This is a genomic window from Bacteroides helcogenes P 36-108 (assembly GCF_000186225.1).
Classification (GTDB): Bacteria; Bacteroidota; Bacteroidia; order Bacteroidales; family Bacteroidaceae; genus Bacteroides; species Bacteroides helcogenes.
The window spans coordinates 1,292,410-1,309,444 of sequence record NC_014933.1 but is presented as its reverse complement, the minus strand read 5'-3'; the positions used below and the strand labels follow the sequence as shown (position 1 = coordinate 1,309,444).

The 17,035-nt window shown below is 45.7% G+C and carries 10 protein-coding genes; 8 read left to right on the top strand and 2 right to left on the bottom strand.

Annotated elements, in window-relative coordinates; all coding sequences use genetic code 11:
* Positions 1 to 36: 36 nt before the first annotated feature.
* Complete coding sequence (locus BACHE_RS05080) at positions 37 to 4,110, bottom strand: hybrid sensor histidine kinase/response regulator transcription factor (protein WP_013546638.1); 4,074 nt, start codon at positions 4,108 to 4,110, stop codon at positions 37 to 39.
* A 941-nt stretch (positions 4,111 to 5,051) separates the two neighbouring features.
* Here BACHE_RS05080 and BACHE_RS05075 point away from each other — a divergent pair.
* The 7 genes from BACHE_RS05075 (at position 5,052) to BACHE_RS05045 (ending at position 14,013) form a co-directional block, all read left to right on the top strand.
* Positions 5,052 to 5,378 (top strand): hypothetical protein, encoded by a 327-nt coding sequence (locus BACHE_RS05075; protein WP_013546637.1) that lies wholly within the window; start codon positions 5,052 to 5,054, stop codon positions 5,376 to 5,378.
* 36 nt (positions 5,379 to 5,414) lie between these two features.
* On the top strand, positions 5,415 to 5,939 hold the full coding sequence (locus tag BACHE_RS05070) for a hypothetical protein (protein ID WP_013546636.1): 525 nt from the start codon (positions 5,415 to 5,417) through the stop codon (positions 5,937 to 5,939).
* An 82-nt stretch (positions 5,940 to 6,021) separates the two neighbouring features.
* Positions 6,022 to 7,248: an MAC/perforin domain-containing protein gene (locus BACHE_RS05065; RefSeq protein ID WP_041579211.1), complete on the top strand. Its 1,227-nt coding sequence runs from the start codon at positions 6,022 to 6,024 to the stop codon at positions 7,246 to 7,248.
* A 7-nt stretch (positions 7,249 to 7,255) separates the two neighbouring features.
* Positions 7,256 to 9,637, top strand: a complete 2,382-nt coding sequence (locus tag BACHE_RS05060; RefSeq protein WP_013546634.1) for an MAC/perforin domain-containing protein — start codon at positions 7,256 to 7,258, stop codon at positions 9,635 to 9,637.
* A complete protein-coding gene (locus BACHE_RS05055; RefSeq protein WP_013546633.1) occupies positions 9,634 to 10,896 on the top strand; it encodes a BACON domain-containing protein in 1,263 nt (420 codons plus the stop codon). The genes BACHE_RS05060 and BACHE_RS05055 overlap by 4 nt, the downstream gene beginning before the upstream one ends.
* The gene (locus tag BACHE_RS17290) at positions 10,893 to 11,936 is read left to right on the top strand and encodes a BMP family ABC transporter substrate-binding protein (protein WP_013546632.1); all 1,044 of its coding nucleotides are present in this window, start codon (positions 10,893 to 10,895) and stop codon (positions 11,934 to 11,936) included. The genes BACHE_RS05055 and BACHE_RS17290 overlap by 4 nt, the downstream gene beginning before the upstream one ends.
* The gene (locus BACHE_RS05045) at positions 11,926 to 14,013 is read left to right on the top strand and encodes a C13 family peptidase (RefSeq protein WP_013546631.1); all 2,088 of its coding nucleotides are present in this window, start codon (positions 11,926 to 11,928) and stop codon (positions 14,011 to 14,013) included. Before BACHE_RS17290 ends, BACHE_RS05045 begins: the two co-directional genes overlap by 11 nt.
* On the opposite strand, the gene BACHE_RS05040 is transcribed toward BACHE_RS05045, so the two are convergent.
* On the bottom strand, positions 13,939 to 14,943 hold the full coding sequence (locus BACHE_RS05040) for a phage integrase SAM-like domain-containing protein (protein ID WP_245530933.1): 1,005 nt from the start codon (positions 14,941 to 14,943) through the stop codon (positions 13,939 to 13,941). The two genes, BACHE_RS05045 and BACHE_RS05040, sit on opposite strands and share 75 nt — an antisense overlap.
* A gap of 462 nt (positions 14,944 to 15,405) precedes the next feature.
* Here BACHE_RS05040 and BACHE_RS05035 point away from each other — a divergent pair, with 462 nt between their 5' ends.
* Positions 15,406 to 16,971, top strand: coding sequence for a glycoside hydrolase family 43 protein (locus BACHE_RS05035; RefSeq protein WP_013546630.1), 1,566 nt, complete (start codon positions 15,406 to 15,408; stop codon positions 16,969 to 16,971).
* Positions 16,972 to 17,035 lie beyond the last annotated feature (64 nt).

Sequence of the window (17,035 nt, the reverse complement as noted above, 5' to 3'; positions counted from 1 at the left end):
GGCTCATTTGATTACGGAAACGGCAATATGTTTCGATTATAGGTATCTTTTGTTATTTCCTTCCCTTTCCTGATAGACAGAAGGCAAAACGCCGAATTCGTCCTTGAAATATTTACTGAAGTACTTGGGATTGTTGAAGCCCAACTGATACGCTATCTCCGACACATTCTGCTGGCTTTCGCGCAACAGTTGGGCGGCGCGCTTCAGGCGGATGACACGAATAAACTCGATGGGAGTCTTACCCGTAATCTGCAACAGCTTCTTGTACAGGTGCACCCTGCTCATCCCCAGTTCATGGCTCAACTCCTCTACGGACAAGTCACTGCGGGCTATGTTTTCTTCCACATACTTGATGGCATTTCCTATCAGCTTCTCATCCAATGACGTAATGGCAATCTCACTCGGCTCAGGGTCTATGCGCGTGCGTAGCTTGCTCCTGCCACTCAAATCGATGAGTTTGCGCATACGCAATATCAACACTTCCACATTGAAAGGCTTCGTCACATAATCGTCCGCCCCGATAGTCAGGCCTTCCACTTTATTTTCTACGGATTGTTTGGCGGTAAGCAGCACAAAAGGGATGTTTGCGGTACGCTTGTCCGCCCTCACCCTCCGGCACAGTTCATTGCCATCCATCTCCGGCATCATCAGGTCGCTGACTATCAAATCCGGCATCAGTTCAGGAATTACCTTCCAGGCTTCCGCACCATCTGGAGCCGACTGTACAGAGAAATACAAGCTCAAGCTGTCTTTCATGAAATCTATAAAGTCTCCGTTGTCATCCACAACCAAAACCAGAGGTTTCTTTCTATCCCCGGACAACGCACCACCTCCCGCAGTGCCACCTTCGGGGGGAGCAAGAGCCGCAACATCTTCTTCCACAGCCTCTTCAGACAGAGGTGTGGCAACGCGCACCTCCGAGTGCTTTACGGGAATGTCCACAACAAACACGCTGCCCGAACCTGCATTATCAAACACACGCACCGCACCGCCATGAAGCGTAACAAAATCGCGCACCAGACTCAATCCTATGCCGCTTCCGGTGGACAGTCTGTTCGTAGCTTTATGCTCTATCTGAAAGAAACGCTCGAAAATGCGTCCCTTATCTTCTTCTTTTATGCCGATTCCCGTATCGGAAACCTTGATTTCCAATGTCTCGTCAGCACCTCTCAGCAGCTCCAGCGAAACATCTACACGTCCCCCCTCCGGCGTGAACTTGAAGGCGTTGGACAATAGGTTCATCACAATCTTTCCCACCTTGTCTTCATCAAACGCCATGTTAAGCGACTCTACCGCCGAAAAGAAAGTAAGGTGTATGTTCTTCTTTTCAGAAAGCATAAGAAAAGAGTTGCAGATGTTTTGCACGTATGCCACTACATCTCCCTCGGAAAGCGTGAGGTGAAGCCCCGCCATCTCGTTCTTGCGGAAATCAAGCAGTTGGTTCACGAGATTCAGCAGGCGCAGTGCATTGCGGTGCATCATTTTCAGCCTGTCCAGCATTTTTTCTTCCGCCGTTTCCTTTATCATGCTTTCCAGAGGCGAGATAATCAGCGTAAGCGGCGTGCGCAGTTCATGGCTGACATTTGTGAAGAAACGGAATTTCATCTGGTTGATTTCCTCCATTTTCAAGGTATCCTGCTCCATCTGCCGTATCTTGAATTTGTTCCGTTCACGACGTTGCACGGCATAAAGAGCCAGAAGCAGACCACCGATCAGCAAGAAGATGTAGCAAGCATAGGCCCAGGGAGTCATCCAGAAAGGCGGAAGAATGACAATCTTCAGGCAGGCTTCCTCCTTTCCGGCATATCCGTCGCTGTTGGCAGCTTTCACTTTCAGGAAGTAAGTGCCCGGCGCCAGATTGGTATAAGTAACGCGGTGCATGTCGCCCGTACTCGTCAGCCAGTCTTCGTTGAACCCCTCCAACTTGTAAAGATACCGGGTCTTCTGCGGCAACACATAATTATCGGAGGCAAACAGCACTGTAAACATGTTCTGTTTATAGTTCAGCACCACCTCCCGGACGCGATTCAATGCTTTCTGCAATATCACGCGCCCGGCATACTCCTCACCTACCTTTACGTCTTCATTAAACAACTGGAAACCGGTGAACATCACTTTAGGCAAACTACGGTTATATTTTATGTTATCCGGACGGAAACGGTTCAGCCCGTACAAACCTCCCACAACAATCTCTCCCGTATGCAGACGCTTGAGCGAACGCTGATTGAAGTCACATCTCTGCAAACCGTCCTTATCGCCATAAGCACGGCAACCGAACGAGAATTTTCCGGTTTCCTCCTCCACAGACAAAACGACATTTATCATCTCACCACCCGTACTCACCCAAATGTTTTTCCTGTCATCTTCGGCAATGCCCAATATAAACATTTTGGAGAAGTCGGACTTCAGAGGTACTTCATAAAGTTCGTCCCGCCCGGAATCGTAAACATTCAGCCCTTCACGGGTTGCTACCCAAAGCAGCCCCCGGCTGTCTTCATAAACCTGACATATATGCTGATTGGAAAAGCGGGCTTTCCCCGAACGGGTTCCCGTGAAATTGACAATCTTTCCCGTGCCCAGATCCATAAAGGCTACACCGACCGAAGTTCCGATAATCAACCTGTTATCCCGCCCTATCACCAGCGAAGAAATATAGTCCGAAACCAGACCGGAGTTCTTGGTAGAATAAGTGGTAAAGCGCCCCGTCCGGGGATTCAGACAGCGCAATCCTCCTCCCAATGTGCCCATCCAGATATTCTTATCCACATCTTCGGCCAGCGCCCAGACATTGTCATAGGCAGAAGGGGCCGCCCCTTCTTTTTCGTCGCGATAATGCGTAAAGCGGTTCCCGTCATAGCAGTTCAGGCCACCCCAGAAGGTTCCCGCCCAAAGCCTCCCGTCACTGCCCAGCAAAAGTGAGACAACCACGTCACTCGACAGAGAATTGGATGTTGCCGAATGCGAGAAAACTTTCCGGTCACCGGTCACCGTATTCCAACGTACCAAACCGCCACCATTTGTACCCAGCCACACAATGTCATTTCCGCCGTCTTCCACGCAGTTGATGTCTCCTATATCGGCTATGCCAAACTTAAAAGCACTCTCGTTATAATAGGAAATTCCTTTTTTATAAGTACCCACCCACATGGTTCCGTCGGCGTCCTCATAAAGCACGGTTATCGTATTGTTGGATAAGGTACGCTCATTATTGGGATCATTTGCCAGACGGGTATGTTTCTGATTCCGGTCTATCACATCAATGCCATCCTGGTCGTGCCCCACCCATACACAGCCATATTTGTCCTGTGCCAGAGCCCTCACCGTATTATAAGCATCGTTCCTGGGAGAACGCAGCTTCCACGTTTTCCCGGCAAGATGATAGACCCATACGCCTGCCACGCTATACACCCACACCTGCCCGTCGCGATCGGCAAACAAGTCAAACGTATTGTTCGCATCCTTTCCAAGTTGGGCAGGAATATCCGAGTTCACCCACTTCACGCCCGGTTTCTCCTTGTCCAGACACACCAGCGTACCGTCACCGTATGCAATGAGAATCCCCTCCTCACACTCCGTCATATCAGTAATGAGAGCTTTGGAACGCAATTCCGGTGACATGCGCACCTCATCGGCAGCCTTCGCTCCTGCCTTATGGCGGTAAATGCCTTTGCCCGCAACAGAAATCCAGCATACCTTCTCCGCGTCAATATACAGCATGGAAGGCGTCCCGCTGATCCCTACATTCCACATCCACGCCTCGACATCCCGGTCAAAAGTATCGGATACAGAATTATAGACAGCATATCCTGCCCCCGTGCGTATCCACAAGTTGCCGGAAGCGTCTTCCTGTATTTCTTCTATATAATTATCGGGCAAGGTACTTGCATCATCCTTCCGGCTGCGGTATGTCTTAAAGCCATAACCGTCATAACGGTTCAGTCCGGAAGCCGTGCCAAACCACATGAATCCGTCCGCATCTTTATAGATAGCATTGATCTGGTTATTGGAGAGTCCGTCTTTCACCTCCAGATGTTTGAACATATAGTTTTGTGAAGCCGCCGAAAAACAGATCATCCAGACCAATAAGATGGGTAGTCGCAGTCTTTTCATACCATCAGATATAAAGAAATTCTATATTATGCTACAAATGAAGCAAAAAGGATACAGATAGACAAGGAGAGCTTGCCTTTTTTTGATAAAATTGGAACTTTCCAATTTCTAACAATGGTATAAATTGGAAGAAATAAGGGAAACTTCCTTTATCCTGTTCATTAGATTCTCTCCTTATTTGAGTGCAAAAACACACAATTTTATTTGGTAAAAGGCTCGATTTCCAAGAAATGTGTTACCTTTACAGTTGAAAAGAGTTATTAGATAGCGAAGCAAAACATTGTAAACCGCAGAAATCATGACCGTCGCTAAATCATTACCCAATTTTCAAAACAAGTTCATAAGTCGCTTATCTCTAAACAATTCGTTCTAACGGTAGTTTTTATCAAAAAAGGACTCAAGATTTGACCACTATCGCTATTTTCTTTCTTTTTTTTCTTTTTTTAGAATATTCTTCCGATATTTGCATTTGGACTATGAAAGTCTCAGATGTTGTCATTGAAGATGTACTCTTCTAAGACCACAAATGAAACGCCTACGCCGAGCCAAGTGCAAAATATTGCATGAAGCGGGCAATGGGTGGGGTAATAGTCCGTTACATAATTAAGGCGTTTACTCAACGCTGTGTTTAAGACCTTCTGTAATCTTGCAAATTCACAATTGTTGTCTTGAACTTAGCAACGGTAGATGTCCCGGGTGTGATTATATCAGCCCCGTGGAGACCTTATAAGCACTAATTGTACCCTTTTGGGTGCAATGGGTTGTTTATGCAGGTCTCTTAACGGAACGTGATTATTCATATCGGCGTGGGCTCTGACGTTGTCTGTTCAACAACAATAGGCAATGCAAGAGCCTCAGAAGGTGGAATGGACAACAGGATGATTCCACGCTTTTTTTGTGTGCTATAACTAAGTTCTTTTGCGAATAAAGTTTGCACCGATATGAATAAGAATAGAACTGCATTTAAATATGCAAGCAGCCAAGAAGGCGGCATAAATCCTCCCTGCACCGGACTAATCCCCGATGTCCTCTCCGAAGTTCAAAAGTCAGTTTGGGTAAAGAACTTGCATACAGGGGTGTTCACCTTAGATGCGCAGTTAAGAACAGAACAAGAAAACCTTATCCTTGTTTATAACAACTTAAATCTCCCATTTTTCAGTTTATACTATCACTATTACCGTCTTGACATCCCTGTCTGGATGGAATCCCTGTTTGTATCTGAGAATAAGGTAAAAACCATTTCTAAATGTAATTACTGGTTGAATTAGCTAATTTAAAATATATAAATCAAAAAACACACGCTTATGAAATCAAAAAGTTTATTCAAAATTACAATTTTATGTCTGGCTATGATAGCCGGTTGCATTAACCTGACTGCATGCGGTGATAGTGACGATGAGCCGGAAGTGACTAACGAACTTACCACCATCAAGACAACGTTTTCGGTCTCCCTCTCTAATGACTGGTACAAGTTTTTCGACATCGAGGTGACTTATACCTCTGAGACGGGAGAGAAAACAATTACCCTCACACAAGATTGGATGTACGAAAAAGACATCCCCTATTCGGCAGAACCGGATGAATTCCTCTGCAAAGTGATTGCCAAGCCTAAAGCCAACTCTCCCGCTATTGACGCTAACACCACTTATTTGTTGGAACAGTCAGTTCATGCAGAGGTATCTGGAATACTTAAGGATGGTACAATAGATCTTGATTATGGTCTAATAGGAAGTAAATCAGGCAAGGATGAAATGAATAGCACAGGCATGGAGAAATATATAAAAGGCGAACACCGCCTCTTGTCTTTCTCGTTTATTCCGGAAGAATAGTGATAACCTCAAAACGACAAAAATGAAAGAGAAAAGAATAATTCAAAATCCAATGATAATATTACCAATATTGTTGTTGAGTATGACTATGAATTTGTCATCTTGTTCAAAAAACGATGATGAATCCATGTCTGACAAACAAGAAAGTCGGCTTGTAATTAACGGAAACTGTGACATCCATACACTTGAGAACATGGCATCTGCCTCATGGCGTGTTGCTGAATCCCCTGCATGGGTAACTCCGGTGAAAACGGAAGGTTCTGCGGATGACAAAGTAAAGATATATGTGGAGAGTAACAGTGCTTCTTTGCGTGAGGGAACAGTCAAAATCAAATATTCCAACGGCAAAAGTCGTTCGATAGCAGTAGTACAGTCTGCCAATAAGAGCCCGTCATCACTTCAACGTACATATGCCGCAGGGTGGAGCTTTGATGTGAGAACCTATATGGATCTCCGAGGATTGAAAGACCAAATCTTCAATGCTCAGAAGCTACTAAATTACGATACGATAAATCCACTCTATGTGATAGAAGACAATCAATCTACTCTCATCGACTATTATTATGGTGAAAGCGGATCGGATTTATCAGACGACATGAGTGGGAAGTTGGGAATCAATGGCAAATACAATACGTTCAGCCTCGATCTTCAGGCATCCTTCGGTAAATCTGCCATCAGCAATTCAAAGAGAATATTTTCACGGATTAGGAGTCGATACCAGCAGTGTGTGGTATATCTTAACCAACTTGACTATTCCGAAGTCCAAAGCGAAGACCTATTTACTGTGGATTTTGCGGCTGAGCGCAAGAAAGTAATTGATGCCGGAGCTTCTGACGAATCTATACGTAATCTGATAGAACGCTACGGCACGCATTTAGTGGTTCTTGCTAATCTCGGTGGATGTTACGATTATTTCTACTCATCTGTTGTTGAAAACAATAACAACAGCCTGAATGTAGAGGGAGCCATCAAATTAGGATTTTCTGAAAAATTCAAGCTTCAAGGTGATGTGAATTATAAGGATGATTTGAAAAAACTCAGTAGTGAAACAATAGAGAAATTCACTGTTAAAGGTGGCGATGCCATCATGCTCTCCATGGCAGTGGAAGCCGACACCATCACCGAAACCACTACAGACAAGTGGCTTGCCACACTTCGAGACGAAAAAAAGTACGAGCTCTTGTCGTTCCAGTTAGTCCCCATCTCGAAACTTTTCCCTTTAACTGAACAAATAAAAATTAACAACTATACTGAAAGGATGTACTACAGTGAAATACCAGTAACACGTTCTGCCAACTATTTAAAGTAATAGCCTTATGCTTAAAAAATATAATATCATACTGATATTCATGGCTATAATGTCCATGTTCATAAGTTGCAAAGACGATTCTTTGGAAAATACTGACCCTATACCCGATAAGCCTTCAGTCTTAGAACTGAAGCGTCTGAACGCTTTCTACAATATTGAGGTTAATGGAGACCAAACATGGTCTGTGACAGAAAGTCCAGAGTGGGCTGGTCCGATGAATGATGTCGGAGAGGCTGGCGAAAAGGTTTGTCTGTTTGTCGAAACCAATGGTAAGGATGAGGATCGAAGCGGCATCATGACCGTAGAATATGGCAATGGGAAAAAGCAAGAATTTACACTGCACCAGCTCGGCAAAATAAACGATCAGGATAATGGAACCATCTTGTCATCCGGTGATCTTAACCTAACTTCCGGTGTGGGCTACACCTTGGATGTGTTTGATGTAAGTAGCGAATCGAAATATTGTGTAAAGCCTCAAAGCCCGATTAACTTCCGAAAGCTGGTCAATGCACTCCAAAAATATGGCGAAGCCGATGCAATGGCCGATGAGGAACGATATTTTTCAAGGACGGAGCATGTCACGGGCAACACGAGCTCTGCTGTGTCAAACCAACTCTCCATCAACGCCGGTATTGAAGTAGGGGTCTCTGCTTTTAAATTGTCAGTTGAAGGCGGTTATGACAAGAAAGCGAGTGGCGATGACCAATTTTCGTATGCACTTCAAGAAATACAGCACACCGTAAAGTCACGACATCTACGCCCGGGCACATTGAGATATTTTGCCGAAAACGGCATTAACGTCTTTCAAGGTGACTTCAATGAACTCGTTCAAACTCTGTCGGACAACAGCTTTTCCGACAAGGAAAGCTTGTACCAAATGTTATTGACTGAATATGGTACGCACGTGATTACACAAGGCTCATTGGGAGGCGAATTGAAACTTTCCATGCAGTTGAAAGTAACCGATAATACCTCTGAAAGCGATATTCATGCCGCCCTCAATTTGAGCAGTAAGGTGGTCAATGTTAATGGCAATTTTGAGATGAGCAATCAAGAAAAAGCCATTGCTTCCAATACCACTATTTCATTGAAAACCTACGGAGGAAACAATGTCTATACGATTGCTCCGGGTGCTACCTTCCAATCATTCCAAAAAACAGTACGTGACAAAACGAAGATGGAAGAATGGGTATCCGGCATTCGTAAAGGAGATAATCTGGCACTTATTGATGTGGAAGTGATACCTATTTACGACTTGATGCCGACAGCAGAACTGCGTAATGCATTGCGTGAGTATATGGTAGGTACTTATCAGAAAGAACGGTATTCAGCATCGGATAAAGACTATAAAGGCCCCGACCTATATATACTCAAAGGCTTCAACTTAACAGAAAATACGGGAATGGAATGTAAAGCGTATATTCCGGAAATTGATGTGGAAGTGATTGCATGCCGTACTATAATAAAAGAACTCTCTGAATCGGAATACTCCACCGTAATCTACTCTGGCGAAAAAGGCAAAGTAGGCAGAAAGCGCGGATTCTTTGTGGGCAGCGATACACGCAAGCCTTGCAAATTCCAATGGAAAAATGACGGAACATTTGCTACTGAAGTATTTGAAAAACTTGATAACGGAGTCATTACCGAATTGTATGTGGATGCCACAGGAAATATCACCATATACCCCAAGGGTGTGACTTCTCTTTATCGAGAGGTCTCTTTCTCAGACTTGACTATTGATGTGACAAATTGGGATAATCCAGTAGTGACGCAAAACTGCACATTGACCGGAGAAACGACTCACAGAATAGTTTTGAAAAAAGGACTTGAGGTTTCCTTTGATAATTTACATGTCGTAGGAGGCAATTTGGTTTGTCAGGGAGATAATAACATTATTTTGACTACGGGATCAAATAACATTATAGATGCTCAGTGGGAACCTAATTACTCGGGTATCTCTCCCGGTCGTGAAGGAACACTCACTATCAGTGGCACTGGAGCACTTACCATTCGTTCAGAGTATGGTGCCGGTATTGGAGCCGGTGATGTACCGGAATGCGGAAACATTGTTATTAAAAATGGGAATATCAATATATGGTCAAAAAATGGATCTGCAATTGGAACCTCAAAAAGTGGTAGATCTTGTGGAAATATTGACATTATAGGAGGAACTGTAATTGCAAAAACCACCTTCCCTGATGCTGCTGCGATTGGAACATGTACTCAGATGGAAGACAATAAATGCGGAAATGTTTTTATCGGTCGTAACATTGAAAGACTAACTGTACAAAAGGGAGGTTTAGCCTTGGAACATATAGGAAAAGGCGAAGTGTACAATAGTTGTGGTACGGTTACAATAGAAGATCCATCTAAGATTATCAAGCAATGAAAATTGAGTACGCGGTTTTCACATTAATAGGTGTATTGTCACTGATAGCATGCAATTCAGAAAACGAAAGCCATGTAACATTAGAAACATCGCCAACGATGAATTTGAGTGCAGCGTGCCACACTGACACGCTGCGCTTCAAAGCGGATGAATCGTGGCAAGCCGAGTGTGATGCAGAATGGATTACACTATCCTCTACCGAAGGTTGCGGTGATGGTATTTTGCCCATCTATATTCAACAGAATGACGATGACGTTTCACGGGAGGGGGTAATCGTGATAAGAAATAGTCACAGTAAAGTATCTGTAACCATCAATCAAAGCGATAATGACAACAATGGTAGTCCAATCATAAACCTGGCTAAAGATTGCGGCTTGGGTTGGGGGTATGACTTGAACGAAGATTATGCCGATATAGCAGGAATAAGAGGGCAGATATTCGATGCAGCAGCATTGAAGAATGATTATGGAAGCGAAGCCATTCGGATAGATGCTCATGCCAGCACAAATATGTGCTTCGAGAAAGCACAAAGCAGTACGCAGCTTCAGTCGGAAATCGGTGGAAAAGTGTCGGGTGAAGTTGATATAAAAGTTGCGAAGGCAAAAGTTTCGGTGGAATATAATAAGCAAATCAACGAGCAAAAGGATAGACTATATGTATGGTGTCGCGATGCCCGCATCGTGAAGCTCTCCTACTTCGGTAATGACGTAAGTCTGACCGACCGAGATGTGTTGAAATGGTGTACGACCTCGTCGTTTCGTAAGTCAGTAAAGAACGATAAAGTAGAGGATATTGTGCGAAAATTCGGAACGCATGTGGTTACAAGTTCCTATTTAGGCGGTAAACTGGATTATTATTTCACTGTAAGCCAAGACATCAAAACGGAAATAGAGAAAGTGGTAACCACCATTAATGTTAAGATTTTGTTTTTCAAATCATCCTCCACAACGGTTGATGAAAAGACCTGGACAGAAATAAAAAAAGATTTCCAAGGGAACTTTGTCGTGACAGGTGGTGGTGATACAGGGACAATCCTCAATCGGCAGATGAAAGAGTACGCCTCCAAAGGAGAACCTCTTACTGACCCTACACTATTTGAAAAATGGTATTCGTGTTTTGAAAGCCCGCAGACAGCCAATGACACAGACCTTGCCATGGTGGATTTTACTGTAATCCCACTATGGAATATCGTAAGTAGAATGGATGCCAATAAAGGGGAAAAATTGAAAGACTATATTGTTAAAGTATATTTGAAATGAGAATATTCCGCTGCCAAAGCATAATTGCCGTAATCGGTCTGGGGCTGATGCTCGTATCTTGTTCGCACGATGCCGATGAATTTCCGGCAAACAATTTGCCGTGTCTCACCCTTATTACTTCAACCGGTGGCATGGGTGACAATGGCTATAACGATTTGATTTTCGACGGCATTATGGAGTTTGCCACCAAGAATGAAGTGACGCTCTCCATCATCTCTCCCAAAGACAAGCTGGAGGCACAAACGGCAGTAAGCGATTGGTGCGACGAAAATACTGATAGCAAACAGTCGTTGCTCGTACTGGCTTCCAGCGAATACGAGTCACTTTTAGACGGTAACTTTTCCGAGTTGAAAGCATCGAAAAGCATTCTGCTCTTTGAAAGCGAAAGAAAGGACTTGCCGGGAAACGTGTTCACTTTCAACATCCGGCGTTACGGAGCTTCTTTCCTCTGTGGCAGAATGGCGGCGGAATGTCCGCAGGCGTTCGTGCTTGCCGCCTGCCCCAGTGATGCCACGCTGCAACCTGCCATCGACGGTTTTCTACAAGGCTATGCGAAGGAGGAGGGGCGAACCGCCGATGTGAGTTATTTGGCAGACGATGCCATCGGTTTCAATAGTCCTGAAAAGGCATATTTGCTGACCAAGGAATTGCCGTGGAATGCGTTTGTTTTTCCACTTGCCGGAGGATCGAACAGTGGTGTGTATAAGTATGTAAGAGAGAATATGTTTTCGGGGATGCTGATTGCCGGGATGGATGTGGATTGTTCCGCATATTCTACCCGTACCCCGTTCTCTTTGACGTTGAAGATAGACCGGATGCTTAACACGTTCTTGAACGACTGGCTTGCCGGAAACACAAAAGAGCAGCATTGGGAAGGAGGTTTGGCAGAAGGATTTGCTGATGTAACCGTCAATGCCGCTTTCTTCGACAAATGTCTCTCTTGGGAAGATTATTACGACAGTCAGGATTATTGGCAGAAAGCTTACGATACCTCTTATCAAGAGGCTTTGGAGGCAGAAAGGAGGTATTATGAGAAATAAAGTATGGCAAATTCTTCTGTGTATAATTCCGTGGTTTGTCACCGGTTGTAACGATGACGATTCCGATGTACCCCAATCCGAAAAGGTTTCTTACAAGATATCGGTCATCATGCCCCTTTCTTCGGGGAACGACTGGAACCGTACCGTTGACTGGGCTTTGGAGAACTTCCGGCAGGCACAAGTCGGACTTCCTAAAATTACCGACATAAAAGTAGAATTGAAGAACGAGGAGGATGCAGACTTGGCCGAATACCTCTCACGGGTAGCTTCTGATGATTCCTATACGGCTATCATAGGCCCTTACAGTTCAAAGAATGCGACTATGGCGGCTATTGCTTGTGCCGAAGGGCAAAAGACCTTGATTCTTCCACTGGCAACCTCGACAGAGTTTCAACGTGTCTTTGCCGGAAAGGAGTATGTCTGGAACTTGGCGCAAAGTGACCTTACGCAATGTGAGATTTTGCTGATGCAAATGGCTGTATCGGAAATGCATAGTGTCAGCCTGCTTACTTCGGATGACGATTACGGAAAGAGTTTCAGCGATTGGTTCGCCTACCAAGCCGTTGAATTAGGTTTGCAGGTGGATGATGTGGTGATTTATAGGAACGATAAAGAGTTGAAGGAGGCTGTCGCCCATTTTGCCGATAATCAATTCCGTAGCGGGGCATTGCTCTTCGCCCCATCGACGGCATCCGATTTCCGACAGTTTGATGAAATCTACGACAAGTTGGACAAAGAATGTTATCCCGTGGTGTATTGCTCCGATGTGGCGCACTCGAAATCCTTGACTGGCAAAATTAAAAACATCTACGAAGGTATATCTCCAAGTGCCGACCCGGCTTCTGGGTTTATCAATGCTTACCGTTTCAAGTTTGGCGACTCTCCGACGGCAGGCGAAGCGCATCTCTTTGATGCCATTACCTTATTGGGATATGCGCTCGCTTCTTTCGGGGATGCTGACTTGAACGGGGCAATCAAGAATATCGTGGACGGACGGGATAGTTGGAACCGCAGTTGGATGGCAAGCGACATGCAGGCGGCATTGGTTCGTTTGCAATCGGGTGGTTCCCCTGATTTGAGCGGGGCAACTGGAGACTGGACATTTGACCAGAAGCGCCATGCCAGCGTGCTGAACTCTTCCTATTGTCATTGGACGTTGAAAGACGGTGAATATCATACGCTCGAATATCTCTCCACAGACGGAAGCGGGCGGACTACCTCCACGCTGCAAACTTGGCAGACCCAAGCGGAACACTTCCAGCAGTTCAACCAACGGCAGGAAGATTTCAATTATGGGGAACATAAAGACAACTGGGCGGTAGTAATCGGTACGTCGGACACGTGGGCAAACTACCGTCATCAGGCGGATGCGATGGCTATGTACCAGATTCTGAAACGTCACGGGTATGACGACGAACATATCGTCCTGATTATCGCCGACAACATTGCATATGATACGCACAATCTTTATCCCGGTGTGGTCAAGGTGAAACCTGACGGGGAAAACCTCTATCAGAACATGGAAGTGGACTATAAGATTAATGATGTGACGATTGCCGACTTGCAAGACATCCTCATGGGACATTCTTCATCCCGGCTTCCTCATGTCATTTCCTCCGGAAAAAACGATAATGTAGTCGTCTTTTGGTGCGGTCATGGAAATCAGAACAGACTGGCATGGGGTTCGCATGAAACGGTCTATGGTTCGCAGGTACGTGACATCTTGCAGACAATGAACGAGGAACAGCGATACCGGAAAATTTTATTTGCAATGGATGCCTGCTATTCCGGTTCCATCGGTGAGGCATGTACGGGCATTCCGGGCGTACTGTTCATCACAGCGGCCAATGCCTACGAGTCATCCAAGGCAGACATGAAAGACCCGGAAATGGGAATATGGCTCTCCAACGGTTTTACGAGGGCATTTCAGGAAGCGATAGATGAGGACCCAGGTATTACATTGCGAAATTTGTACTACAAACTCGCTCGTCAAACAATAGGCTCACATGCCACGGTATATAATGTGGAGCACTACGGCAACGTATATTCCAACACGATGACAGAATTTCTCAAGTAAAATCGGATTGGAATCTATAAACGTCCTTTGATAACGGTCATTTGCTGAGAGCATAATCTGAAACGGTACGTTGGTCTTCTGTCTTTTGGATATAATCCAATTCGTGCCGTTCATCTCAACGAGGTTGTCCGTTGTAAGGTTCTTGATGTCTATAAACGAGATACCCGTCCAGCAACCGAAGATGAACAGGTCTCTTGCAAATGCAAAGTTCGGATTGTCCAATTCGATTGCAGACATGGCTTTCATCTCGTCCTCTGTCAGAAATCCACGTTCCTTGTGGTCGGGATTGACGTAATACTGTGCGAAAGGGTTTCTCGGTATCTTTCCGTTGTAGTGGGCAGAGGTAACGATATGCTTCAAAGGTATGGAGTATATCCATACGGTGGACTGTGCAAGTCCTACATCATTTCTCAGATACAGACAGTAGTCTCGAATGAAGTCCTCGGTAAGCTCGTTCATGGATATATCTGACCGCTTATACTGCTTCCTTATGAAGTCGGCAACGTATCTTCTTACTATGACGTATTTCTGATAGGTGCGTTGTGCACAGTCTTTGCCCACACGTTTGGCAAATGCCTCGTTCTCCTTGTCAAAGGCTCTGAGCAGTGTCTCGTATTCCATACCGATGCCCTGATAGGCATTGCGTACCATTTCGGCTGTCACGAAAGCCTCACGGTCTGAAATACGCTGATAGTGCTTGGCTATCTGCGCCTTGATGTTCTCAAGGGCAAAGTTTACGGTCACTGCCTCCTTGCTCTTTCCCTTTGCCTTGTTAGCTTTGGCATCCCAAATGTCCTTTGAGATGGTCTGTTTGCAACTGAACTGTGCGATAGTTCCGTTGATTGTTACTCGTCCCATGATGGGGACAATACCGTTTTTCTCCTTGCTTCCATTTACATAGAAGACCGTCTTGAATGTACTTCTCATAATCCTATTTTTTTTGAGTGCAAAATTAAAGTATGAGAGTCATAAGACAGGAATGCAAATCTACGCAACACGCAGAAAACAAATCAGTTGATGTTAAAAGTGCATCTTGTGTCGGGTAATGGTTTGAAAGCGCATCTACTTCTTAGCTTTTCCCAACCGATGTCTTTTTCATCTGTGCCACTTAATGCCAACCACTGCCTAACTACTCTAACTGTCAGTTAGAAGTCTGCTTTTGTCCCTTTTTTGCGTTCTTGGATATTATTTTTTGGAAAAAGTAGCGCAAACCACAGATATGCAGCCTGCAATATGTTATCCGGAACGGCATGATTTGTTATCCGAAGTGGTTAAAAAGTAACCATCAGATGACATCCGGACAAGCGTGCTTGCCCAGTCCGCATGAATGCTCTACTTTTGTGGATATGACATACTCCGTATCTGACTAACTATTTAAAATACAACCTATCCATGAGAAAAATGACATTCATTTTAGGACTGGTCATCAGCCTGTCCTGCTTTTCGCAACAACAACGGGGATACCAGAATCCCGTTATTCCGGGATTCCACCCGGATCCCAGCGTATGCCGCGCAGATGATGGCTTCTACCTGGTCAACAGCAGTTTCCAGTATTTCCCCGGCGTGCCCCTGTTCCACAGCAAAGACCTTATCCATTGGGAACAGATTGGCCATTGCCTGACACGCCCGTCACAACTGCCACTCTATGACGCCAGCACCTGGGGAGGCATCTATGCACCTACCATCCGCTATAATGACGGTACGTTCTATATGATTACCACCAATGTCTCCGACAGAGGCAACTTCATAGTCCATACTGACAATCCGTACGGCGAATGGTCCGAACCTGTCTGGCTCAAGCAGGGTGGCATAGACCCGTCTCTCTACTTCGAAGACGGCAAATGCTATCTGGTCAGCAACCCGGATATAGGAATCTGGCTAAGCGAAATCAATCCTGAAACCGGCGAACAACTGAGTGAGTCCAGACGCATTTGGAACGGTACAGGCGGACGACATCCGGAAGGACCGCATATCTACAAGAAAGACGGATGGTACTACCTGCTGATCTCTGAAGGCGGTACTGAATACGGGCACAAAGTAACCATTGCCCGCAGCCGGAGCATAGAAGGGCCGTATGACAGTAATCCGTCCAACCCCATACTTACCCATATCAACAAGAATGCGCAAGACAATCCCATACAAGGCACGGGGCATGCCGATCTCATACAAGCGCCCGACGGTTCATGGTGGATGGTGTGCCTGGCATTCCGTCCTCAAACCGGCTCACACCACCTGATGGGGCGCGAAACGTTCCTTGCCCCTGTGCGCTGGGACGAAAACGCTTGGCCGGTGGTGAACGGAGACGGCACGATAGCCCTGCAGATGGACGTGCCTACCCTGCCGCAACAGCCCTTTGTACGGAAGCCCGCACGCACCAGTTTCAAAGACGGCAAGCCCGGTCACGAATGGGTCTATATCCGAAACCATCATCCGGAGAACTATTCCTTCACTTCCGGAGCACTGCGCCTGAAAGCTACGCCCGTCAGTCTGAACGACGGCAACGACAGCCCCACCTTCATCGGACGTCGGCAGGAGGACATCGACTTTTGCGCCACAACGTCCGTGCAATTGCTGAAAGCCTCGACGGCAGACGAGGCCGGACTGACCGTTTACATGTTCGAACCTGCCCACTACGACCTTTTCGTCAGACAACAAGCGGAAGGGAAGCAATCCGTCGTCTTGCGCTACCGCATGGGCGAAATGACGCATATAGAGAAAGAAGCAGCCCTTCCCCGGAGCAAAGTGCAACTTCGCGTAAAGGGCAGCAATGAAGTATATTCCTTTGAATACTCCACAGACGGAAAGAACTTCGAGGAACTGGGCAAGATGAATACGCGATACATCAGCACCGAAACGGCAGGAGGATTTACCGGAATCATGCTGGGAATGTATGCCGCATCCGGATCGGATGCATCAAAGGCGTATGCGGACTTTGAATACTTCGACTATCAGAAGTAAAGAAAGACAGGGGCGCTCCATGCAAAGCATTGGGACGCCCCTAACCGTCTGATCTGTCAAGGAT

Coding starts and splice junctions, on each gene's coding strand:
- BACHE_RS05080 (WP_013546638.1), bottom strand. CDS start 4,110: ATGAAAAGACTGCGACTACCCATCTTATTGGTCTGGATGATCTGTTTT.
- BACHE_RS05075 (WP_013546637.1), top strand. CDS start 5,052: ATGAATAAGAATAGAACTGCATTTAAATATGCAAGCAGCCAAGAAGGC.
- BACHE_RS05070 (WP_013546636.1), top strand. CDS start 5,415: ATGAAATCAAAAAGTTTATTCAAAATTACAATTTTATGTCTGGCTATG.
- BACHE_RS05065 (WP_041579211.1), top strand. CDS start 6,022: ATGACTATGAATTTGTCATCTTGTTCAAAAAACGATGATGAATCCATG.
- BACHE_RS05060 (WP_013546634.1), top strand. CDS start 7,256: ATGCTTAAAAAATATAATATCATACTGATATTCATGGCTATAATGTCC.
- BACHE_RS05055 (WP_013546633.1), top strand. CDS start 9,634: ATGAAAATTGAGTACGCGGTTTTCACATTAATAGGTGTATTGTCACTG.
- BACHE_RS17290 (WP_013546632.1), top strand. CDS start 10,893: ATGAGAATATTCCGCTGCCAAAGCATAATTGCCGTAATCGGTCTGGGG.
- BACHE_RS05045 (WP_013546631.1), top strand. CDS start 11,926: ATGAGAAATAAAGTATGGCAAATTCTTCTGTGTATAATTCCGTGGTTT.
- BACHE_RS05035 (WP_013546630.1), top strand. CDS start 15,406: ATGAGAAAAATGACATTCATTTTAGGACTGGTCATCAGCCTGTCCTGC.